We start from the raw sequence: 21,738 nt of genomic DNA on the forward strand, positions 1-21,738 counted from the left end.
ATATAAAACAAGGTTCTCAAAAATATATTTAAAAAAGAGACTTCATGAGTTCTCTTTCTTAAACCTTGACCATCCCGAAGCCCATTTGGTTGGAAATGCGCTCACCGGAACTTTTCAGTACCGGAATGAAAGCTTGCAGCTCCGCGTCGTTTACATTGGATATAAGCGTGGATATGCTTACTGCAGCGATTACCTGCCCTGTGTGGTTGCGAATCGGTACCGCCACACAGCGAACGCCAGGCTCATTCTCCTGATCATCCATAGCGTAGCTGTCTCTTCTTACCTGCTCCAGTTCTTGGATAAATGAAGCTTTATCCGTTATTGTCCTAGAAGTATGTACCGTAAAATCATAACCTTGAAGCAGCCGCTCTAGTTCAGCTTGCGGCATGAACGCTGCCAGCACTTTTCCTACGGAGCTGCAATGCAAAGGAATCCGTCTGCCAATACGCGAATAGCGGATGACCGCTCTAGGTCCCTCAACCTTATCTATGTATACGCCTTCCCTGCCTTCTTGTATGACCAAGTGAGAGGTTTGACCCGTCGCGGAAGCCAACTCCAATAGCTCAGCACGTGCTACCGCACGGATATCGAGATGCTGGAGCAGCAGGTGCCCGCGTTCCAACAGCTTCATTCCGAGTCGATACTTCCCGGTTTCTGGATTCTGCTCGATGTACCGATGCTCCTGAAGCGTTTTCAATAAGGAATGAACGGTGCTTTTGTGCAGATCCATCTTGCGGCTAATTTCGGTAATTTTCAACTCGCTCTCCTGTTCATCGAATAAGTCGAGGATTCGCAGTGCTCTGTCTAATGACTGAATAATCGGCATCGGTAAGCTCCTTCGCACGTTGTGGATCATTTTCGTTTTACATTATAGTACTTTGTTTTCAAATACTGGATGTTACTTTCACTATAATGCAGTTGTCATGAATGTACAACTGTAAATTTATGAACAGATTAAAAAGAAATGAACGCCTTACGGCGTTCAAGTTTGTCGAGATCTATGAAAATGAGAGATCTGTATAATATCAAGTGGAGGAGCTAATTTCTGTCCGCTGTTGTTACCGGCGCACTACCCAACGGCCCTATGATCCTTCTACTATGCCCCAGATGTGCGACTAAGGCAGAAGTGCTCGATCGCATGAGCTACACCGCTCTCTTCATGGGAAAGCGTCGTGTGATGGCACACGCTCTTAATGCTTTCATGCGCATTGCCCATTGCGATAGCCACACCCGCCATTTGCAGCATCTGCAGGTCATTATGATTATCTCCAATGGCTGCCGTCTCGCATAACTCAATACCCATATGCTGAGCCAACCGCTGCAAAGCATACCCTTTTTGCGCAGCTATATTCGTTATTTCCAGATTATTAGCTGCTGATGAGCTAATGGCCAACGCCTTATTGCTTTGCAACGCCGTCTTACATCGCAGCAGCCTTTCTCTATCGTAGGAGCAGGTCAGCAGCTTGTAGGTTTCAACGCGGTCCGACATGTCCGGCGTCCGCGAAGATTTATTCGTTACATCCGAATAGCTTCTTACCGGAATGATCGTGCTCCTAGCAAACCTCTCCTCTGCCTTAGCACGTATGGCAGCCTCCGATAAATGCGGCTCCGATGAACGAATATCGGTCATTCTTAGAGCAATGGCTCCATCCGGGTTCTCCGTAAAAATGCCCCGATTCGTGTACACTTCATAATACAATTTCTCCTGCTCCAGCAGCTCCTGAAGGATTGCAAACTGCTCTCCTGATAGCGGATGCGTAGACAGCCTCTCTCCGCCCAGGCTGAAGAGCTCCGCCCCGTTAGACCCTATGATCGGGCACTGAAGGCCCGCCTCCGCAAGCTTCCTCTGGGCCCAAGCATATGGCCGCCCCGTAGCTATAACGACCGTGATATGCTGTTCCTGGGCTAGCTGAATCGCACGCAGGTTTGCGGGTGTAATCTCCAGCCTCTTGGTCAGCAGCGTCCCGTCCATATCGATTGCAATAAGCTTCATGGGTCCACGCCCTTATCGGCACTTGCAGCAATTTCCGACCATACAAAAGGATGTTGGTTCGCATCGTTCTGGCTACCCTGATGTTCAACTGTGCTTACATTTTGAAAGTAAAAGATTTTGCGGGTGATTCTACCACTAGCTTCCACCTCAACAACCCAACGATTTGAGTGGGTAAGAAGCTCACCCTTCAGGGTAAAGAGTCCTTTCTCGTCTGAGCTCCCTGCTTTCTGCCCATTTACTCGCAGCATGGCAAGAGGCACCGTAATTCCAGACACAACCCGTTCTCCCTCCGCAGACGGAGTAGACCATGCCACTACAGGTCCGCGCAGCTCCTCAGCCAAAAGATCATCCAGCACAGCTCCTACCGCATCCTTCGGCCCTTCGAATCCGAGTAGTCTTGCGATGGTTGGCGCAATATCTACCATCCAGACCTGCTCGTTATAGGTCATGCCCTTTTGAATGTTGGCACCTGACAGCATTGTGATAATATGATGCACCTGCTTATGCAGTGAATCGTGGTTGGCACCGACTGCTTTCGGCACATCCATACCGTCCCAACTAAAATGAAACGGCGGCTGAGGTGAAATAACCAGATCCGCAAAGCCTGTCATAGCTCCACGTCGAAGCAGTTCTTCCTTATGCAAATGGGTACCGTAATACGGTTTCCTCATCACCTGTGATACAATTTCTTCGAAAACCTCGTGTCCAGCAGGAAACCGGACATTGATTTGGGCCTGCAGAGTGACGACGGTAACAACAATGTCTGTATCCTCTTGGGCCTGCATTCCTTCCTGACAGAGTGCCTCCACCTTAAAGCGCTCTCCCTTGAACTTGCGGCCGCATTCGGCTATTGTATCGATCAAATCCGGCAAACAGCTGAATGCTTCCGGCGGTGGAGCGGCCTTCAGCGCTTTATTCTTCGCCCCGTAAGGGACCATGCCATGATCCGTGGTCAGAACTATCGTAGTCCGCTCGAACAAACCACGATCCTTCAACGCTTCCAGCAGTCTGCCCAAATCCTTATCCATTCTCAGAATGGTTTGGGCAATGTTGTCGTACCACTGTGGAAGCGTAGCAGCCACCGTCAAGCCCTCGTACGTTACCCGCCCGTTATGGGCAACTGTATCGATATCGTCCGCATACACGGACAAAAATCTCGGCATTTCACGGAACGTCAACGTTTCGCTTCCGGAAATAACAGGCTCTCCAAGAATGATCTTAATCATCTCGTCCACCCGCTGACCAAAGTTGCTGGGGAGCTCTTTGCGAATATACGGCTGTTCCCGATTCCCTTCGAATGTCCCTCGGTTCTCGAAATACCATGCGTTCACGGCAGCCAAGCTCACTCCGTTGCGCAATGCAGCTTCCGCAATATTTTCCAGCCGGTTCTGTCTGGCGAATTGGATAACCTTATTGCTAGGCACATCATAATATCGATGGCAATTGCCTGTATCTTCAGGCCATGCGCCTGAGGCGATGCATTGCTGCATCGCCCCGGTAATCGAAGGAATCCCCGTTCCTGCTTGGGTACAGAGTACCCCCTCCTTCACAAGCGCATCAAGGTTGGGCATTCCGCCGTAGCGTTCCTGCACAAGCTGATACCATGCATAAGCAAAGCCATCCCAATTGATATAAATGACATGATTGGGCAATTGCAAAGGGTTCATAGCCATGATTGCATTCCTCCACTGCTTATATTCATCTCTATTTCACACTTATAGCGCTACGACCTAATAATGCTTTACTTGCACGGGCTGTCCGGATTTAGCCGATTCATAAGCGGCCCAGGCTACCTCTGCCGCCCGAAGCCCATCCTCTCCGCTAATGGTTGGCTTACGCCTTTCACCGATGCTGTGAATGAACTCGGCTGCCAGCGCCCCATTGGAGCTGTCCCCCCAACCAACAACTTTGTGTGTCGTCGGACTATCGCTCTCCCACAGACTGCCTGCTTGCGCGAAGGCGTCCAGGTGGATTACGCCCTTCGTGCCGACAATGCGCATCGTCACATCTCCCCATGTGGAGAAGGTCGACGGCCGCGACCAGCTCGTATCAAGCGTTGCGATGACACCGTTATCGAACTTCATTGATAGCAATCCGCAATCATCTACAGGGATGTCATGCAGCAGCGTGTCCACCTCAGCATATACTTCCTGCACCTCGCTCTTTAAGAGCCAGCGCATAATATCCGCTACGTGCACCGTATGATCAAGGACCGAACCACCGCCGGAAAGCTCGGGATCAACGAACCAACCACCGGGCATTTTACCGTGATTGGTCGCTGCAATGGCTACAACTTCACCAATTTCTCCATCCTCAATCTGCTTCTTCACTTTCCTCACAGACGAGTTCAATCGGACCGGAAACGCCGTCTGCAGACTCACTTGCTTGCGTTCGCATAGGTCGATGAGCTCGCGAGCTTCGCTTCCCACCGTTGTAATCGGCTTTTCTACCAGTATATGCACCCCTGCTTCCGCTGCCGCTTTTGCATACGGAAAATGCTTGATGTTATCCGAGCAAATCAACACACCGTCTATTTTGCTCAGCAGCTGAGTGTAGTCGTTATAAAACGAAGTTTGAAACTGCTCCGCCGCTGCTTTACCGCGCTCTTCGCTCTCATCGTAGACGCCAACCAGCTCGGTTCCCGGCTGCTCAAGTAAAGCCCTAGTGTAACTGTATCCATGCATATGGGAGAAGCTGATAACCCCTAGACGTATGTTGTTCATATGCGCTCATTCTCCATTTCTATCGATTGTTGCGTGCGGACCGATTCCATGGCTGCCAGCCCGATTCTAAGCGAGGACAGCGCCTCTTCTCCAGAGGTCAGAGGCTCCGTTCTGTTTACGATACATTCCACAAAATGCTCCAGCTCCAGTGCATAGGGGCTTTTCTCCAAAGGGCTGTCCGGCACTGCGGTCTGTTCCTTGGTTCCGCCAAATTTAACAACCGAATAAGATTTCTCTTTATCGAACTGTACAAGCCCTTTCGTTCCCGCAATTTCTATCGCGGTCTGGAACGGCGAGCCGGGCGGATAGGCCCAGCTAGCCTCTACATGCGCCATCACTCCGCTCTCAAAGCGCACTAGTGTCAGCGTATGATCAAGACGCTCCGCCGTCGTTTGGCGGCTGAACACCCGCCGAACCGGCCCGAAGCACCAACGCAAAAAGTCAAAATCGTGAATAGCCAGATCCAGCAGTGGCCCTCCGCTGCGGCTGTAATCGGAATACCACGGCATCCAAACAGGGAATGCGCCAGAACGAATAGTACGCACAACCCCTGGCTTACCAAGCTTGCCCGATAACAGCTGCTGCCGTGCCGCACGATATTCCGGAAAAAACCGGACGACATGTCCCACCATCAGCGTTACACCGGCCTGACGACAAGCTTCGATCATTGCACGAGCATCATCTTCGGTCGTAGAGATAGGCTTTTCACAGAACACGTGCTTTCCATACGATGCAGCAAGCTCAACCGCCTGCCGGTGCAAATCGGTCGGCAAGCAAATATCGACGGCGTCAACCTTACCGCTAGCCAGCATCTCTTCGAGAGATGCATATACAGGCACATCCCAGCCTTGCGCAATGCGTCCCGCTTTTTCCTCATCTATATCGCAAACAGCCGTAATGCTTGCGCCGTTTACTTGCCGGTATGCCCGGTTATGGGTATTCCCCATTGTTCCGGCTCCCACCAAACCAATCCGAATCATGTCGTTTCCTCCTTAGCTCCAGCTATTTCTTCAGGCTCGCATACCATTCGTTTGCTTCTTTTTCCAGCTGCTCGCCGCCGGATTTTTTCCATTTCGAGACGAATTCATCAAAGTACGCGATCGGCTTATCGCCAGTAATAATACTTATGTAGGCTTCCTGCTCGATTTTCTTCAATTCCTCTTTATATTTGCCGTCTGACGCCAGCGGAGAGAGCAATGCATTCGAGATGCCTCCGACGTTGTACTTATTTTTCTCAGCCCAATCGAACCTTGGCTGTGCACGCTTGATCGTATATTCCTTGAATTCGAAAGGATTCATCATAACGCCGGCTTTAGATAGAGTCTTGGCGTCTGCACCATTAATAAATCCCGGGAACCCATTCTCCTTGTTATAATCCCAATCCTTGCCTTTAATCCCGAAAATACTGTTTAAGTAATCTTCATACGTTTTGTTCATAGCTTCCAGGTTTTGCAGCGCTTTGGCCATTTTCTCAGGATCCTTTTCCAACTGCTTGCCAAAACCGATAAAGTTGCCGTTAACTTCATTCGGAGCGCTTACACCCATTTTTCCGGCAGGTCCTTTAGGCGGAACCCCGTGTACGATCGCCTCAGTCGCTTGCGGATTGATTTTCTTCATTTCGATATAATTTTCTGACTTGGAGTCGCCCGGATATAAGATGGGCTTCCAAGTATAATATTCACCGATGCTCGTAAAGCCGATCCTTCCATTGAAGAACGCATGCGAGAAGGCATAATAGCCGCCCTGATTTTCTCCTGTAATAAATTCAGGATCAAGTACCTTGTCCTTGTACCATTTGCTCAGCATCGTCAATGCCTGCTTCATCTCCGGCTGTACGGAAGCATAGACCAGCTTGCCGTCCTTCTCCTGCCAAAACTCAGGAATATAACCAAATGCACCATACACAGCCTGCATACCGGTCTGAGATAGACCATAAGTATCTTTTTTACCGTTCTTGTCCGGGTCCTCATTGGCGAACTTGTACATCGCCTGCTCGAATTCCTCTAATGTCTCTGGCGCTTTGTCGATGCCGACATTTTTGAGCCAGTCGCCTCTCCATACGATCGGCTTACGGTTGCGCACCGCATTCGAAATAGGAATGCCGTATAGCTTGCCGTCGATTTTCCCGTATTTCAGCCCTCCAGGCACTGTAGTTTCATTGACTTCTTTATAAAGGGAAGGTGCATTTTTCTTAATCATGTCGACCGGAATCTCCGCGAGCAAATCCTGCTTCGTATACTTTTGCAAGCCTGTGAAGCCTTTAACGAACAGCTCGTCAGGAATTTCGCCGGAAGCGAATTTAAGATTCAAAATTTCATCCCACTTGTTCGATTCAATGTTCCACACATCGTAGTCGGTATTGAACTTTTCACTGTACTGCTTCAGCATTTCCCCATCCTTATCGACTGGAACAACGGAAGACAGGGCAACGGAAATTTTAAACTTCTTGTTCGCGTCCGGTGTTACACTACCTCCTTGAGCGCTGCCACTGCTTGACTGCTCGTTCCCCTTGGCTGTTCCTCCATCTGTCTTTCCGCTGCAGCCCGCCAACGCGGTTACCGCCATCATTGACGCGATAAGAGCGTAAGTTACCGGTTTGTTCACTTGCTTCATCCTCATCATCTCCCTATAGATTTAGATTGGTTATCCTTTGAGTGAGCCTACCAAAATCCCTTTGACAAAGTGCTTTTGCACAAACGGATATATCAAAATAATGGGAATCGTCGCCACCATAACTGTCGTCGCTTTGATCGTCTCGGGATTCGCTATCATTTCCTTATCGTCAAAGCTGTTCAAATCCATCATATCCTTCGTTCCCTCCAGTACGATACGTCGAAGCACGACCTGAAGCACATGCTTATGTGAATCCGATATGTAGATCATGCTGTCAAACCAAGCGTTCCAGTGGTGAACCGCCGTCCATAAGCTGAGCGTGGCGATGATTGGCATCGATAGCGGAATCACGATACTGAACATAATACGGATCTCGTTGGCTCCGTCGATTCGTGCCGATTCTTCCAGGCTTTCGGGCAGCGACATAAAGAAGTTGCGGGCTATGATCATTTGAAACGTGTGAACCAATCCGGGAACAATGAGCGCCCATACGGAATTCATCATTCCTAAGGATTTGATCAATAAGTAGCTGGGGATGATCCCGCCTGAGAAAAACATGGTGAACACGATAAAAGCAGTCCAAAATCCGCGGTTGGGGAAATATTTTTTAGATAACGGATAAGCGGTAAATACGGTTAACAATACGGTCAGCAAGGTGCCAATTACTGTTCTAATGAGCGTATTGACAAAGCCTGATGCGATGAATTCGTTGGTCAGCACTTTCTCATAGTTGCTCAGGGTGAATTTCGGAGGAATGAGATGAATCTGCGAGAACGAAATATCTCCTGGGCTAAATGACAGTGACAGCAAAAACAAGAACGGATATACGGTCGCCACGCATAGCAAAATCATGAACGTATAGTTCCCGGTATCAAACATTCTGCTTAGCATGAAGGTTTTTATTTTAGTTGATGCCATAGGCAACCCACCTTTGTTGAAAAATCCTGACGGCTAACTTGCAGTTTCACCATAACCCGTAATCGTTGATGCGCTTGGCAATGGCGTTAGTAATATAAATAAGCGTAAAGGCAACCACGTTTTTGAACAAGCCCACGGCTGTAGCAAAGCTGTATTCCATCCCGACCAGACCTTTACGGTACGTGTAGGTACTGAGCACATCGCCAACGCTATATACCGCCGAGTTGTACATATTGAACACCTGATCGAAATCGTCATTGACAAGGCGTCCTACGGCAAAGATGAACATGATCGTAATAATGGGTGCCATCGAAGGCAGTGTAATATAAAAAATGTTCTGAAACCGATTTGCCCCATCCACGGTCGACGCTTCATAAAGCTCTGGATTAATGGATGTGAGGGCAGCTAAATACACGATCGTTCCCCACCCGATGTCCTTCCATATATCGGTCGCTACAAGCACGGATCGAAACCAATTCGGGTCGGCCAAGAAATATATAGGCTTCATCCCTAATGATTGGAGCAAAATATTGATTGGCCCTATAGAAGGGGACAAAAACTGTACGAACAATCCCGACAGGACGACCCAGGACAAAAAATGTGGCAAATAACTGACGGTCTGCACGAACCTTTTGAACATAATGACCCTTACTTCATTCAGCAGCAGGGCCAATAGAATGGGTGCAGGAAATCCAAAAACTAGCTTATACGTGCTAATAATGAAAGTATTACGGAACACTTCCCAGAAGCTTCCAAGCTCAAATAAATCCTTGAAATGATCGAAGCCTACCCACTTGCTGCCCCAGATGCCTTGACTGAACTTGTAGTCCTTGAAAGCAATCAATATGCCGTATATCGGTACATAGTGAAATAGGATGTAGTAGATCACGGCGGGAATAAACAGCAGCACTAAGTATTTATTTTTCCAATACGCTTGGAACAGCTTTCCCCGTTTACGGATAGGCACGGAAGCTTTAGGCGGGTATACAGCCGTTTTATTCATTGAACCTCCCCTTTCTTTTTTTGCAGCGCAGCATCTCCAACGCCCTGCCACCTACACTATAGCCAATCGATGAAGAAGGAAATAACAAACATTCATTATGGTATAAACGTTGTAACGACGGGCTTTTGGGAGGGATATAAACTTTTCACGATCGTATGAAATACCGAATAATTAAAGTGTTTTTGAAAGCGTTCTTATTTTAAGACCCCTTGGCGCATGGTATAATGATGGCGTATTTGGAGTTGGTAACGGCCTCAGCCTTAATAAAACCTTTACACCTCACTTTACATGAATGCATTACAATGAACGAGTGGTTTGATAGAACTTTCTTCTAGACAGCAAATGCTAAATAAAGGGGATCGACATAGGCATGAAACTATTTGGAAGGCTGCGGACTGTCTTTGTGAAGCTGATTTTGTCCTATATTGTGCTTATTTTGATAACGCTCATTTTCGTCGGGGTGACCTCCTATTTGTATTTCGCCTCCAGCTTCAACGAGCAGGTCGAGAAAGTGAACCAACGAATTCTGAGCCATCTTAGCCAAACGATAGAAAAAGACGTCATCAGCATCGTCGAAAGCAACTATTTATCCATCGCAGCAGGCGATGTGAACAAGACGAGCCCAGCCCTCTTTTTTTTCGATAACGGCATGGAAGGCCATCACAGTAAAGTGAAGGATATTCATACGCAGCTCAAAACCTTAGTCGCAGCTAACTCCGATCTTATAGCTTCCATTGCAGTGTATTACAAAAACAATAATATGCTTATTTCCTCTGATGCCGGGATTACCTATTTGGATCAAGCCGTATGGATCGATCTGGATTGGCTGCAGCGCGCCCAGTCGCCCGAGACTCGCAAGCAGTGGATCGAGACTCGCAAGGTCTCCTCGAACATTACTTCCGATTCGCACGCAACCGATCTGATGACATTCGTACGACCGTACCCTTATACATCCAATGAGGCAAAAATAAAAGGGTACATCGCTATTCATATCAACGAAAGTGCGCTTAAAAACATCATTCATTTGAACGATCCGAGCGATTCCAATCAGATGGTCCTTCTGGATTCGGAGGGAAATACGCTTTCGCACAGCACAACGGCCGCATTATACAAGCCCATGTCGGGCTACACCTATATTGCCGATATTTTGAACTCCAACCGCAAATCCAATCATTTTGTTGAAAAGCTCGGCACTGTCAAAACCATGATTTCCTATGTAACGATTCCAAACGCGGGCTGGAAGCTGGTCAGCATGACACCTGTTGACGAGTTTTACAAAAGCACGACCCCTATTCGCAACACACTCATCCTGATTTGCTTTATCGCTATTGTGATCGGCTTAATCGTCTCCAATATTTTCACGTTCAACATGTACAATCCGCTGAAAGCGATCATACATAAAGCAAGGCAGCGGTTAGGCACGAATCATTTGCAAAATGAAAATGAGTTTATGTTCATCGACCATGTCATGAACAATCTCTCCGTCAAAGTAAGCGAGCTCGAAACAACGCTCAAAGCTAACATGCCGATTATTAAGCACAATCTCGTTCTTGGTCTGTTGACTTCAGGAATCCACAGCGAGCATGACTTGTCCGCTAGGCTGCAGCTGCTCCATATCCGGTGGCCTGGGGACGGGTTCATTTCTCTAAAGCTCCAGCTGGACTCCTATTCGATGCGCCTAGCCTCTCACGAAAACAATCAATATGTGAAATACAACTTAATTGAACATATCGAGCAGCAAAGCGATGAAACCCATTTGTTTCTGGCTATGGAGCAGTCGGAATATGAAATATCTGTGATAGCCTGCTGCAAGCAATACGACATGAATACGATGATTCGCTTGGTTGAGGATATCGCAGCCTATGCTTATACCAGCTTCATGATCCAGATGACGGCGGCCATTGGAACGAAGGTCGATGCTCCCCTTGAATTGCATGTATCGTTTGCTCAAACTCAGGCTTTATTGAAATATTATTTCATTATTCCGGATGCGGGAATTTATTACGGTCATTCACTTCTTCAGAGGGAGCAATGTTCCGAGGAAATACCTGAAGAGCCTATGAAGCGGTTTGCTATAAGCCTGCGTACGAACAACCGCGAAGCGATTCGTGAGGAAATTCACTCCTTTATCGAGCTGCTGCAAAATGGACCGTTCAGCGCAGAGCACTGCCGGCAAAAATGGTTTGAATATGTGGATCTGTTCCATGTGTATTGCAAAGAAATGAATTTGCGTACAAAGGACATCTGGAGCACGGAGCTTATGGAATCGTGGGGCCACCTCTCCCATCTCACGGATCATGAGCGATGGCTTCAGCAAGCCGTAGACGAAACTCTTGCTTATTGGGAGAAGCGAAACGGCAGCCGTACTAACGATATCATTCGGATGGTCAAGGAATACATCTTGTCCAATATCGCTGCTCCGTTATCGCTTGACACTGCGGCAGACCAAGTTTCTTTAAGCCCCCGTTATTTAAGCAGAGTATTTAAAGATGAGGTCGGAATTAATTTCACCGATTTCGTGACCAAACAACGCATCGAGAAAGCCAAGGAGCTGATCATATCGACGGACTTGCAAGTGGAACAAATCGCGGAACAGGTCGGGTTTAACAGTTCGGCCTATTTTATTAAAAAGTTCAAAGAAATGTACGGCGTTACACCCAAAAATTACAAGCATCATCATAACCTGGACACGATTCAAATGAACAGTAAGATCTGATCATCCAACATAACTGAAATGTGAAAAGCCCGCAGGCAGCCTGCGGGTTTTCATGATCGATAAAAGCTTACACGTAATTCAGACCTCTTGTATAGGGAAACGGCAGCGGGAACAACGTATATAATCGTTCCATTAGCTCCTGAGTGAGAGGAAGCAACGGATTAACATCAAAAAAGAGCTGTACAACCTCCGCTTCCGAAAGCTTCCCTTGCAAGTCTCCATAGCGCACCATGATCTGTCCTTCGTCCACTGGGACGAGGTCCAAGCTATTGAACCAATTCTCGTGTTTGCTCCGTAAATACGGTGCGGCTTGGGTTAACAGCAGCTTGGGATCGATAATACGAACTGTGCCCCCGTTACGCTCCACGCTATGCTCCGCTTCATGAATCATCTTTGCAAGCTCGTTATCTTGTTCTGCGTCGTAAATGTCTAGCTGCTCCAGCTCATTCTCCTTCATGGCGTGAGCAAGCAGCATAGCGATGGATGCCTCATCGCCTCCGTACTCGATAACATAAGGCTGTCGCTTTCCCGAGCCTGGAAGACCCACAGCAGCGAAAGCAACGATACTCCCCTCCTGCTCCGCGACATAGATTTGCTGCTTCATGTTCGTCACGGCTGCAAGCGGTTGTGCATGGGCTAGAAGCGATAAATCCCATAGGCTCTGCTCGAAACGTATGCGTCGCTGTCCGACTAGCTCACTCAGAGAGAACCAATCGGTCGCATTCATTTCCCGAAGGACTGTTCTCGCCAGCGAAGCATCCGACGATTCTATCATGGAGCTATGAATACCTGCGGCAGCTTGAGCATTCAGCCGATAATGGGAGATGGCTCCGAACCGGCAGCAGCCTTCTCTGGCGTACAACTCTCCCGCCCCCGACACCAACAGGATACAAGCTCCGGCTTGCTGCGCATGTCGGATAACCTCCTTCAGGATAAGCCCTGCATAGCCCTTCCCTCGATGCTCCGGATGCGTGCATACGGCACCAATGGAGTAGATGTTCAACCTAGCCTTCCCAATCCGTATAACGGATGGAACCATCCCGATGAAGGAGACCAGCATCTCTTTCACAAACAGCCCGTAAGATTGCCGCAAGCTGTCGGAAAAAACATGGGGGAACGCATCCCCCATAGAAGTTTCCCCTGCGCTTCGAAACACGTTGTCAGCGAGACGTATTGCGGTCTCGAACTCCTCCCCTTTCAGCAAGCGAATGTCCAGCATGCTGTCTAACTCCGTAAGCATTAATTTATAAATTGCACATGCTGCAATAAACGCTTCAGCATCACAGCAGCCTGCGCACGGGTTGTATACTCAGAAGGCCCGAATGCATCATCATCCATTCCTGTTATTATGCCTGCTGAAGCAGATTGCTTTACCGCTTCCTGCGCCCACAAGCTGATCTGTGACTGATCCTTAAATTCATGTATGGTCTGCTCCTGCTTCACCGCAGCCGCATCCAGATTGCCTGCTATCCTCAAAGCCTTTGAAATCATTACGGCTGACTCCTCACGGGTAATCGGCTCTTCAGGATGATAGGAGCCATCCTGAAAACCGGATACAAGACCGGCTTTCGCAGCTGCTTTTACGGAACCCGCAAACCACTCTCCCTCGCGTACATCCGTAAACTTGGAGCCCGAGCTCACTTCATTAAGGCCGAGTGCTCTGACAAGGAGTGCCGCAAATTGAGCCCTAGTAACACGACTGTCAGGATCAAACCGGCTATCGCTTACTCCTTGAACTAGCTGCTTGGACGCAAGCAGCTCCACATCCGTCTTAGCCCAATGCTGGCTCAAATCCTTGAATGACTTTTGGGCTGATGCTATCGTATACACGCTGTTTCCAGTACGTTTCATGACGACTTCCGTCTTACCGTTTTTCGGATAAAATACGGATGGCACGAACGCTATGCTGCCGGTGGCCGGATCAAACCATACAGCGCTAGCCCGGGATGGATCGACGTATCCGTTGATCATCATCGTTCTGGCGACATAGGCACCATCGAAATTATCGATAAGCTCCTCTTTCCCATTGTCCGCTATTACAGAAAGATGGAACTCTACCCCATCGCTAAGCGGCACGGCTGACAGCTCCTTTAATTTCTGCCGCAGCTGCTCCGTTATCGGTTCCGCCACTAGTTCCACTGTAATCCGAACCTTGATATGCTCGGTATCGGTGCCCAGCCTTTGCGCCAGCTCCGGAAGCTGCAACAGCTTCACCGGGAAGTGAAAAGCTGCTGAACTGCTCTTCGCAACGACAACAGCATCCGGTGCTTTGGCTGCCGCCTTCAACAGCGTTCTACCGGCGATTTCCAATGCAGCCGCCCCATTGGTATCATTCAGTTGAACTTCGATCGTTCTATCACCGTTATCGATTGAAGGAATCAGCTGCTGCTCGTCGAGTGTCATAACTTCAGGCTGCTGCGACGGTGTCGTAACAGAAGGCGTTTCAACGACCGGCGCGCTCACGCTAGAGCCCCCACCGCCGCCTCTAGAGCCCGAACTGATATACATGACATAAGGCGCAGCCTTGACCTCCGCAGTTTTGGCGGATTCCATCCCGGCCCTGTTTACAGCGCTTAGCTGAAACCGGTACGTTTGACCGTTCATAAGTCCTGTCACAGTATGGCTTTGCTCAGTGGTCGTATAGCTGGCTGACGCCCCTCCGTCCATATAAATGCGGTATTCGGCAATATCCGGCTCCTTGTTTGCGTTCCATGATAAAGTTACTTTTCCGTTTTCCGCTGATGCGGAAAAACCGGAGGGAACCGCCGGAGCTGCTTCTTCCACTGCTCCGGCAAGAGTCGTATCAGAAATTCTTTGAACATAATATACTCCCCATGGAAGCTCTCCTCTTGTAGCTGAGCTGGTAATGACAGTGAAGGTACTTAGCATGGCTCCATTAGCAATCGTTATGTTATAGGTACCTTGCGGTACATCGGCATAATATTGGACCTGGTGATCTAGCACCGTGCCGAACGAATCCTTGGAATCCGTCATCTCTACCTTGCCGACCTGCGTATTCCCTTGGGTTTGTCCATACCCCGTCTCGTATCGAACCGTTCGATCTACACTTTCCACCGTAATGGTCGTAGCCGCTTTATTTGTACCCTTAGGCAGAAGCACTTCTCCGAATAAATGATAGCCTGCCGCAGGTGATCTTTCAGCAGCACGGAAATTGGCGTAGGCAGCTTCCAATTGGCTTAATCCCGTCTGAAGCTGGGATGCCGTCGCTTCAATGTTTTCCGAGACAATGACAGCATCGCTCAAAGCCTGTTTAAACACTGCCTTGGAGCCGGGCTTATAATTCCCTACGTCCGCTCCTTCTACTGAAGTCTCATACAAAGCCCGTCCTTCCGCTATCTTTTGCAGCAGCAGCATTCTTGGTACTTTGTACGTCACATACACAACCTGCCGCGTTGTATAAGTGTCAACCGCAGCTTCCACGATCACACGATGGATCCCTGGCGTTAAGGACTGTGTGATCGAGAAGGTTCCTTGGACATCTGCCGCCCCCGCCCATTTACCGTTCACCTTGATCGTCGCGAGAGGATCGGTAAGTCCGGTAATCGTAATGCTCTCCGTGTCGACAATCGTATCGTCGGAAGCAGGTGCTGTGAGCTTCAAGCCCGGTCCTCGATAGGCTTCATCCAGAGCCTCATCCAGCACGGCTCCTGTGGCGCCGGCAGGACCTTCAATCCCGAGCACTCTAGCGATCGTAGGCGCTATATCGATGTTGTACATTTTTTTCGTGTACTCCATCCCTTTTTCCACATGAGCCCCGGCCAAGAGCGTAAAGATATGCTGTGCATCTTCATCAAGAGAATCATGCTGGCCTGCGACGGAGCGCTGCTTCGTGACGGAAGGGTCCCCAGTTTTGAAATGATAAGGGGGCTTCGGAGAGATAAGAAGATCGGCAAAGTGAGCCGTAGCTCCTCTTTTGATCAGATCTTCTTTAAGCATGTGGGCGCCATAATACACTTTGCCCTTCACTTGCTCCACGATTTCGTCCAGTACCGCCTTTTCCACCGGAATGCGGAACTTGATTTGCGCCTGCAAGCCGACCGTCGTTATAACGATTTCCGTATCCGGCTTGGCCGACGTATCCTTAGCAAACACTGTCTCCACTTTGTAATTGGAGCCTCGGAACTTTTGACCGACTCCAGCTATCGTTTGCTCCAGGTCAGCCAAGCTCGTATAGGTTCCAGGCAGATACGGCGCCTGAAACTCGGCGTTATCCGCTCCGAACTGCACCATGCCGTGATCAGTCGTCAGAGCAATGGTCGTCTTGTTATAGATGCCACGATCCTTTAAAGCCTGAATAATACGGCCCAGCTGTTCATCTACGCGAATGACCGTTTTGGCCACGTTATCCAGATAAGTCTGGACATCCGTCGCTACAGGTACGCCGTAAGCTCCTCCAGCCTCCGTATGATTGTTATGCCCAACAGCATCGATATCGTCCGCATAGAAAGCCAAAAAGTGCGGAACCTCCGTTAACGTGATCGTCTTGCCACCGGATTGAAAAGGCTCACCAAGAATGACTTTAACCATCTCATCCGCTCTTTCCTTGGAGCTGTTCAATCCAGAGGCTGTAACATAAGGCTGCGCAGCGTTCCCTGCGACAGCACCTTTGTTCTCAAAATAAAATGCATTGACAGCCGCTAAGCCAATGTTATTTTTATATACGGCTTCTGCAATGTTTTCTAATGCATTTTCACGACTGTATTGAACAACGACATTAGCCGAACTATCGTAATGGCGATAATCGTTGCCGGTATCCACAGGCCATGCGCCGGACACAACAGCCTGCTGCATCGCATCTGTAATGGAAGGGATGCCCGTACTGGCATTTGTAAACAACACTCCATCCTGAATAAGCGCATTCAGATTCGGGGTACCCCTGTAAGGTGCACTGTTAGCGAGCTCGTACCATTTGTAAGCAAAACCGTCCAAATTAATATAGAGCACATGATTGTCCGTCGGCTTTTCCACTCGAACCTTCAATAGATTGATGCCTTCGGCATTTGCCGGAGCAGGAATTCCAAGCAAGGCCGCAACGGTCGGCGACAGATCCGTGATGCTCGTAGGAACCCGAACGTCACCTTTGGCTGGAACTGCGCTGCCGGAGATAACACCAAACACATGGGTAGACGTAGAATCGAAAGAGTCCGGTCTATGCACCTTTTCCGATGCAGGTGAGAAGGTATACCCTTCCTTCGGTATCACGAGAAGATCGGCGAATTTCGGATGAACCCCCAACGCATCAAGTTGGTTCCGATTCATAACCTCCAATACATAGTCCTGAGCCTGAATGGCGCGAATCAGTTGATCGATTCTTTCCTGAGTCATCGTCGTTTTATTGTAAATAAACAGCTGCAAATACGTTGCTTCATAGTTTTTAATCGTAACCATATCCGGCGTACCGGCTACGGCTCCTGTACTTACTTCCTTGTAAGTGAAACCGTTAGGAGCGACACTTAAAGCATTAAGCAGAGCAGTCGCCTTTTTCCCTTTTGTTTGTGTAACCCCGCTGTGGGAGCTCAATATATAGGTTGTTTTTGCCGGGTTACCCTTGGTCTCGATCTTCTTCATCAAGGTGCCCAACTGAGCATCCAGCTCGGTAAGCTTGGTCAATAGATGGGCCTCATAATCCGCCTTCTCGCTGGTTATTTCCCGATCCTCCATATATAAATCGTTGGAATATAAATTTAAGTAGTCCGGTTGCCCATAGTTCTCGATTTGGTATACTGCTTTCGTCACTGTGCCAGCGAACGTTACCGTCTCCACCGATGATGTAGAATAATATTCAAAGGTAGGGGCTGATTCGGCCTTCACCGCATACTCGTTAATAACAACGGCAGTGCGAGAATTTTGCATCGCCTTCGTAATCGTTTGCGCTTCGTTAAGCGCTGTACTAAAGTTGATTACATTCGTTCCATCAAGATACTTGTAGGTGTTCCCTGTCGTTTTGGGAAACGCGCCTGTCATCGTAGCAAAATGTCCGGCAACAGCGGACGGCACCGTTGTCTTGTGATTGGTGAGTCTAATCCCGTTGGCAACTAATTTATCAAGATTAGGCGTGGCCTTTCCGCTTTTCTTGGCCAAATCATATAGCTCGCTGTAAAAGCCATCCCATGTAATATGCACGACCTTATTGCTCCCCATAGAGCTTGTTGACGCTGCAAAAGCCGAAGCTACTCCTCCTCCGATCCAGGAGCACCAACTGCTTACGACCAATCCCCCCATTAATAGAAAGATAACGATTCGCCTTAGCATACTTCTCATTGCTTTACATCTCTCCTTTCATACCATCGTCATGTAGAAGAATCCGCATTACATTGCTTCGCCTACCGTTCAGGACCTCCACCTTTCAGCCATACTGACTCACCTGGCATAGGATCTAATCTACTCTCTCTCAAAATATAACGAAACGCCTTATGCGCCTATGCTATTGTTTCAATAACATATAAAACAAAGCACCATGTCCTCATAGAACCGTTATCAAAATTTCACGAATATATAAATAAGCGCACGTTCTCTTCTGCCGGCCGCTACCTTAACGAGGATGCATAAATAAAGAGAAAGCTTCCCATTCTAGGGTGGGGCCAGGTTCCCTAACCTAAGGTAAAAGGAGGTCGAAGATCGATGAGCAAATCGAAGGCACGACGCGAGAATGCAACGAAAATACGCAAGCAGACGCCTCATCCGCACGGGCATATTACTTCATTGGAAGAATATGCCGATGAATACGAAGCCGCAAAGCAATCCAAGAATGAGAAACAATAAAGCCTGTCCTACTTGAAGCATCTTCCTCTCCTCTTCTTCATAAAATGGGTTAAGAACGTGAAGAAGGGGATGAGTGAATGGCACCTGCGTTATGGGCTGAGCTTTTTTCCTGGATTGTCGTTTTGCTCGGTATTATCGGCGGCTTCTGCGCCTGTATGCACCGATTCATCAGCAACGATACGACTGAATACGATATGGAATTCGTGTGGGATAACAAATTCAAGCTGAAGGATTTGGAGCTGGATCGAAAAGATCGCAGGTAAGCTTCCCGCACAAGCTCGTCTGTATGCGCAAACAAGCCCCCGGCGGCGTCGGGGGCTTGACTTTGATTAACTATATATCCTGCAAATGCTAGGCGCCCCACTTCTTTCTCAGAAAGCTTAAGGCTGAAGGCAGCTCTCTAGCTCGATCATTTACGGTACATTCTACGGAAACTCCCCCCTGATACCCCGCCAATCGCAGCTGCTCCACGAACGCATCGTATGGATACTGCCCGGTTCCTGGCGATAATCGGCCCGTATCTGCCACATGAATATGGGCAAGCCAATCCTTGTGTTTGGTGATCGTTTCGAGTGCTTCGCGTTCTTCATCCATATGATAAAAGTCAGCTAGCACACGGATTGGTGCCCGGTTAATAGCACGGGCCAGGGCGACACCTTCGGCAACGCTGTTAATTATGTTGGATTCCTTCGTATTCAGCGGCTCGATAACCAGCGTTAATCCCGTTCCCTCGCATTCGTCCGCGATCCAGGACAATAATCTCAGCAGTTGATCCTCCGCTCTCTCCCGCCCCCAGCCTTCGGGTACATAACGGGAACGGCCGCTGCCTAGTACAGCAATCGATGAACCGGCCTGGTTCATTGTATCCACCGCCCGGACGACGTAGCTGCGAATTTTTTGCTCATCCGCTTCAGGACCAACAAGCTTCAGATCCCCCGGAAAAAAGATGTTCCAAGCTCTAACTGGAATAGAGCGATTCACAAACTTAGAAAGCGTTTTCTTTTGTGCTTCCGGCTCTTCCCTCATGAGAGGCGCCAGCGGACATTCAATGTAATCATATCCGTGTTCCTTCAGCTCATCCACATGCTCAATTCCAGTGCACCAACCAAAAACCGTCATATCCATTCCTCCTCAGTGTGTCCAACGTGATTATCAGCTGCCAAGGTCAAAGAAGGATCTCTACTTCTTATTGTATAGGAAATGAATCGTCATTTCCGAACATTTCTTGTTGCACAACACTCATTTTCAACGTTTATTGCCTTCATTCCTATGAATACCCAGTTAAAATTTGGGAAGCCTATAGATCGAAAGAAACTGTCGTTAAACCATTTGCGCGAAGATCACGTACAAAGAGGGGATAGCCGTGAGGAGAAAGAACCTGAGCCAATTTTTCCGCTCTATGCTGTCTCATAGCAAGCCTGCAAAAATAAATTCCATTGTCGGCCGCGCAGAGACAAATGGCACTACAGAGAATGTATTGAGCGGCATTTTATCCAAAGATCTGCCCTATATCCAAGATGTTCTTGCCAATTGCAGCGACGTCCTGTATAGAAAAATAACCGTCGGCTCCAATCAACAAATTCACGGCATGGTTATATGGATGGAAGGGCTGGTCAGCAGCTCCTCATTAAATGATCATATTTTTAAATCTGTGCTTCAGGATTCCCGTCTTCTCCCTCCTAATGAGGATCTTGGTCCTCGTCAGGCCTTTTCTTTACTTCGTGATAGCTTATTAAGTACAGCTGAGGTGCAGGAGCAAACCAGTCTTGCGACTATCTTCGATTCTATATGCACAGGACGGACGGTTCTCCTGCTTGACGGAGTTGCCACCGCTTTAATCGCTAACACCCAAGGCGGAGAAGTACGGGCTATATCAGAACCTGTAACAGAAGGAGTCGTACGAGGGCCACGACAAGGTTTCACCGAAAATATAGGAACGAACATTTCTCTGATTCGAAGAATCATTAAAACACCAAAATTAAAAATGGAAATGTTTCAAGCAGGCTCTCTCACAAAAACGGATATCGTAGTGGCCTACATTCAGGGAGTATCCGACGATCAGGTCGTAGCTGAAGTTCGCCATCGCATTAAGCAGATCAATATTGACTCCATATTGGAAAGCTCCTATGTTGAAGAGTTAATTGAGGACCAGCCCTTTTCTCCCTTTCCGCAAATCGCTCATACGGAGCGTCCTGATAAAGCAGCGGCCGACCTCCTCGAAGGACGGGTCGTTATTATCATTGACGGTACTCCCTTCGTTCTTTTAGTGCCGACCGTATTTATACAGTTTCTGCACTCTAGTGAGGATTACTATGAGCGCTTTCCTATGGCATTTGCAATCCGATGCATTCGTTTTCTATTTTTCCTAGCTGCACTGCTGCTTCCGTCTGCTTATATCGCTGCCACGACCTACCATCAGGAAATGCTGCCTACCCCGCTCTTGATCAGTATTGCGGGGGCCCGCGAGGGAGTTCCTTTCCCTGCATTTATTGAAGCGCTGATTATGGAGATTGTGTTCGAAGCGCTCAGGGAAGCCGGTGTGCGCTTACCACGTCCGGTAGGTCAAGCGGTTAGTATCGTCGGGGCCTTGGTTATCGGTGAGGCAGCCGTTCAAGCAGGAATCGTTTCCCCGGCTATGGTTATTGTCGTTGCGGTAACAGCCATTGCCTCCTTCACGATTCCGGCATTTAATGCAGCTATTACGATAAGGATGCTTCGATTTCCTATGATGGCCTTTGCTGCGGTACTAGGGTTCTATGGCATTATGCTTGGTATGCTGGCCATCCTTATCCATCTTTGTTCCCTTCGCTCTTTTGGCGTACCGTACTTTGCGCCGGTAGCACCATTTCATTGGCAGGGAATGAAGGATACGATCTGGAGAGCTCCCTGGTGGTCTATGAAAAAGAGACCTTCCTTTATTAGTGATCATAACGTTCATCGTGAGGATTCTCCAAAGCCGGAACCCCCTAACTCATCCTGACGAAAAAGG

15 protein-coding genes are annotated in these 21,738 nt (G+C 48.5%); 4 read left to right on the plus strand and 11 right to left on the minus strand.

Translation table 11 applies throughout. The features are described 5' to 3' along the window. Positions 1-58: 58 nt before the first annotated feature. The 8 genes from BP97_RS0104080 to BP97_RS0104115 all read right to left on the minus strand — a co-directional run bounded on the left by BP97_RS0104080 (position 59) and on the right by BP97_RS0104115 (position 9,250). Positions 59-826 (minus strand): IclR family transcriptional regulator, encoded by a 768-nt coding sequence (locus BP97_RS0104080; RefSeq protein WP_028547959.1) that lies wholly within the window; start codon positions 824-826, stop codon positions 59-61. Positions 827-1,096: 270 nt separating this feature from the next. Beyond that, complete coding sequence (locus tag BP97_RS0104085; RefSeq protein ID WP_028547960.1) at positions 1,097-1,993, minus strand: Cof-type HAD-IIB family hydrolase; 897 nt, start codon at positions 1,991-1,993, stop codon at positions 1,097-1,099. Beyond that, positions 1,990-3,666, minus strand: coding sequence for an alkaline phosphatase family protein (locus BP97_RS0104090; protein WP_028547961.1), 1,677 nt, complete (start codon positions 3,664-3,666; stop codon positions 1,990-1,992). Before BP97_RS0104090 ends, BP97_RS0104085 begins: the two co-directional genes overlap by 4 nt. A gap of 57 nt (positions 3,667-3,723) precedes the next feature. After that, positions 3,724-4,716: a Gfo/Idh/MocA family protein gene (locus tag BP97_RS0104095; RefSeq protein WP_231506210.1), complete on the minus strand. Its 993-nt coding sequence runs from the start codon at positions 4,714-4,716 to the stop codon at positions 3,724-3,726. Then, the gene (locus BP97_RS0104100) at positions 4,713-5,696 is read right to left on the minus strand and encodes a Gfo/Idh/MocA family protein (RefSeq protein ID WP_028547963.1); all 984 of its coding nucleotides are present in this window, start codon (positions 5,694-5,696) and stop codon (positions 4,713-4,715) included. The genes BP97_RS0104095 and BP97_RS0104100 overlap by 4 nt, the downstream gene beginning before the upstream one ends. A gap of 22 nt (positions 5,697-5,718) precedes the next feature. After that, a complete protein-coding gene (locus BP97_RS35190; protein ID WP_051620348.1) occupies positions 5,719-7,329 on the minus strand; it encodes a type 2 periplasmic-binding domain-containing protein in 1,611 nt (536 codons plus the stop codon). A gap of 30 nt (positions 7,330-7,359) precedes the next feature. After that, positions 7,360-8,247: a carbohydrate ABC transporter permease gene (locus BP97_RS0104110; protein ID WP_081823926.1), complete on the minus strand. Its 888-nt coding sequence runs from the start codon at positions 8,245-8,247 to the stop codon at positions 7,360-7,362. A 46-nt stretch (positions 8,248-8,293) separates the two neighbouring features. Beyond that, positions 8,294-9,250, minus strand: coding sequence for an ABC transporter permease (locus tag BP97_RS0104115; protein WP_081823927.1), 957 nt, complete (start codon positions 9,248-9,250; stop codon positions 8,294-8,296). Between the two features lie 370 nt (positions 9,251-9,620). Here BP97_RS0104115 and BP97_RS0104120 point away from each other — a divergent pair, with 370 nt between their 5' ends. After that, a complete protein-coding gene (locus tag BP97_RS0104120) occupies positions 9,621-11,966 on the plus strand; it encodes a helix-turn-helix domain-containing protein (protein ID WP_028547966.1) in 2,346 nt (781 codons plus the stop codon). Between the two features lie 67 nt (positions 11,967-12,033). Here BP97_RS0104120 and BP97_RS0104125 read toward each other — a convergent pair whose 3' ends face one another. Both BP97_RS0104125 and BP97_RS0104130 read right to left on the minus strand, forming a co-directional pair. After that, positions 12,034-13,185: a GNAT family N-acetyltransferase gene (locus BP97_RS0104125; RefSeq protein WP_028547967.1), complete on the minus strand. Its 1,152-nt coding sequence runs from the start codon at positions 13,183-13,185 to the stop codon at positions 12,034-12,036. A 20-nt stretch (positions 13,186-13,205) separates the two neighbouring features. Then, positions 13,206-18,248 carry an alkaline phosphatase family protein gene (locus BP97_RS0104130; RefSeq protein ID WP_028547968.1) on the minus strand — a complete coding sequence of 1,681 codons (5,043 nt, stop codon included), beginning with the start codon at positions 18,246-18,248 and terminating at the stop codon, positions 13,206-13,208. A gap of 360 nt (positions 18,249-18,608) precedes the next feature. Here BP97_RS0104130 and BP97_RS40580 point away from each other — a divergent pair, with 360 nt between their 5' ends. Next, positions 18,609-18,749, plus strand: a complete 141-nt coding sequence (locus BP97_RS40580; RefSeq protein WP_197035408.1) for a DUF6254 family protein — start codon at positions 18,609-18,611, stop codon at positions 18,747-18,749. A gap of 77 nt (positions 18,750-18,826) precedes the next feature. Further along, positions 18,827-19,012 (plus strand): hypothetical protein, encoded by a 186-nt coding sequence (locus BP97_RS35195; protein ID WP_036745471.1) that lies wholly within the window; start codon positions 18,827-18,829, stop codon positions 19,010-19,012. A gap of 88 nt (positions 19,013-19,100) precedes the next feature. Here the strand turns inward: BP97_RS35195 and BP97_RS0104145 are convergent, their stop codons facing one another. After that, positions 19,101-19,868 (minus strand): sugar phosphate isomerase/epimerase family protein, encoded by a 768-nt coding sequence (locus tag BP97_RS0104145; protein WP_036745472.1) that lies wholly within the window; start codon positions 19,866-19,868, stop codon positions 19,101-19,103. 244 nt (positions 19,869-20,112) lie between these two features. On the opposite strand from BP97_RS0104145, the gene BP97_RS35200 reads away from it, so the two are divergent. After that, on the plus strand, positions 20,113-21,729 hold the full coding sequence (locus BP97_RS35200) for a spore germination protein (RefSeq protein ID WP_269321900.1): 1,617 nt from the start codon (positions 20,113-20,115) through the stop codon (positions 21,727-21,729). Positions 21,730-21,738 lie beyond the last annotated feature (9 nt).

It is taken from the genome of Paenibacillus sp. UNC451MF (genome assembly GCF_000686845.1).
Classification (GTDB): domain Bacteria; phylum Bacillota; class Bacilli; order Paenibacillales; family NBRC-103111; genus Paenibacillus_S.

What these genes read in the sequence shown, in the direction of transcription:
- BP97_RS0104080 (WP_028547959.1), bottom strand. Translation starts at nt 826, where the DNA reads ATGCCGATTATTCAGTCATTAGACAGAGCACTGCGAATCCTCGACTTA.
- BP97_RS0104085 (WP_028547960.1), bottom strand. Translation starts at nt 1,993, where the DNA reads ATGAAGCTTATTGCAATCGATATGGACGGGACGCTGCTGACCAAGAGG.
- BP97_RS0104090 (WP_028547961.1), bottom strand. Translation starts at nt 3,666, where the DNA reads ATGGCTATGAACCCTTTGCAATTGCCCAATCATGTCATTTATATCAAT.
- BP97_RS0104095 (WP_231506210.1), bottom strand. Translation starts at nt 4,716, where the DNA reads ATGAACAACATACGTCTAGGGGTTATCAGCTTCTCCCATATGCATGGA.
- BP97_RS0104100 (WP_028547963.1), bottom strand. Translation starts at nt 5,696, where the DNA reads ATGATTCGGATTGGTTTGGTGGGAGCCGGAACAATGGGGAATACCCAT.
- BP97_RS35190 (WP_051620348.1), bottom strand. Translation starts at nt 7,329, where the DNA reads ATGAAGCAAGTGAACAAACCGGTAACTTACGCTCTTATCGCGTCAATG.
- BP97_RS0104110 (WP_081823926.1), bottom strand. Translation starts at nt 8,247, where the DNA reads ATGGCATCAACTAAAATAAAAACCTTCATGCTAAGCAGAATGTTTGAT.
- BP97_RS0104115 (WP_081823927.1), bottom strand. Translation starts at nt 9,250, where the DNA reads ATGAATAAAACGGCTGTATACCCGCCTAAAGCTTCCGTGCCTATCCGT.
- BP97_RS0104120 (WP_028547966.1), top strand. Translation starts at nt 9,621, where the DNA reads ATGAAACTATTTGGAAGGCTGCGGACTGTCTTTGTGAAGCTGATTTTG.
- BP97_RS0104125 (WP_028547967.1), bottom strand. Translation starts at nt 13,185, where the DNA reads ATGCTGGACATTCGCTTGCTGAAAGGGGAGGAGTTCGAGACCGCAATA.
- BP97_RS0104130 (WP_028547968.1), bottom strand. Translation starts at nt 18,248, where the DNA reads ATGAGAAGTATGCTAAGGCGAATCGTTATCTTTCTATTAATGGGGGGA.
- BP97_RS40580 (WP_197035408.1), top strand. Translation starts at nt 18,609, where the DNA reads ATGAGCAAATCGAAGGCACGACGCGAGAATGCAACGAAAATACGCAAG.
- BP97_RS35195 (WP_036745471.1), top strand. Translation starts at nt 18,827, where the DNA reads ATGGCACCTGCGTTATGGGCTGAGCTTTTTTCCTGGATTGTCGTTTTG.
- BP97_RS0104145 (WP_036745472.1), bottom strand. Translation starts at nt 19,868, where the DNA reads ATGACGGTTTTTGGTTGGTGCACTGGAATTGAGCATGTGGATGAGCTG.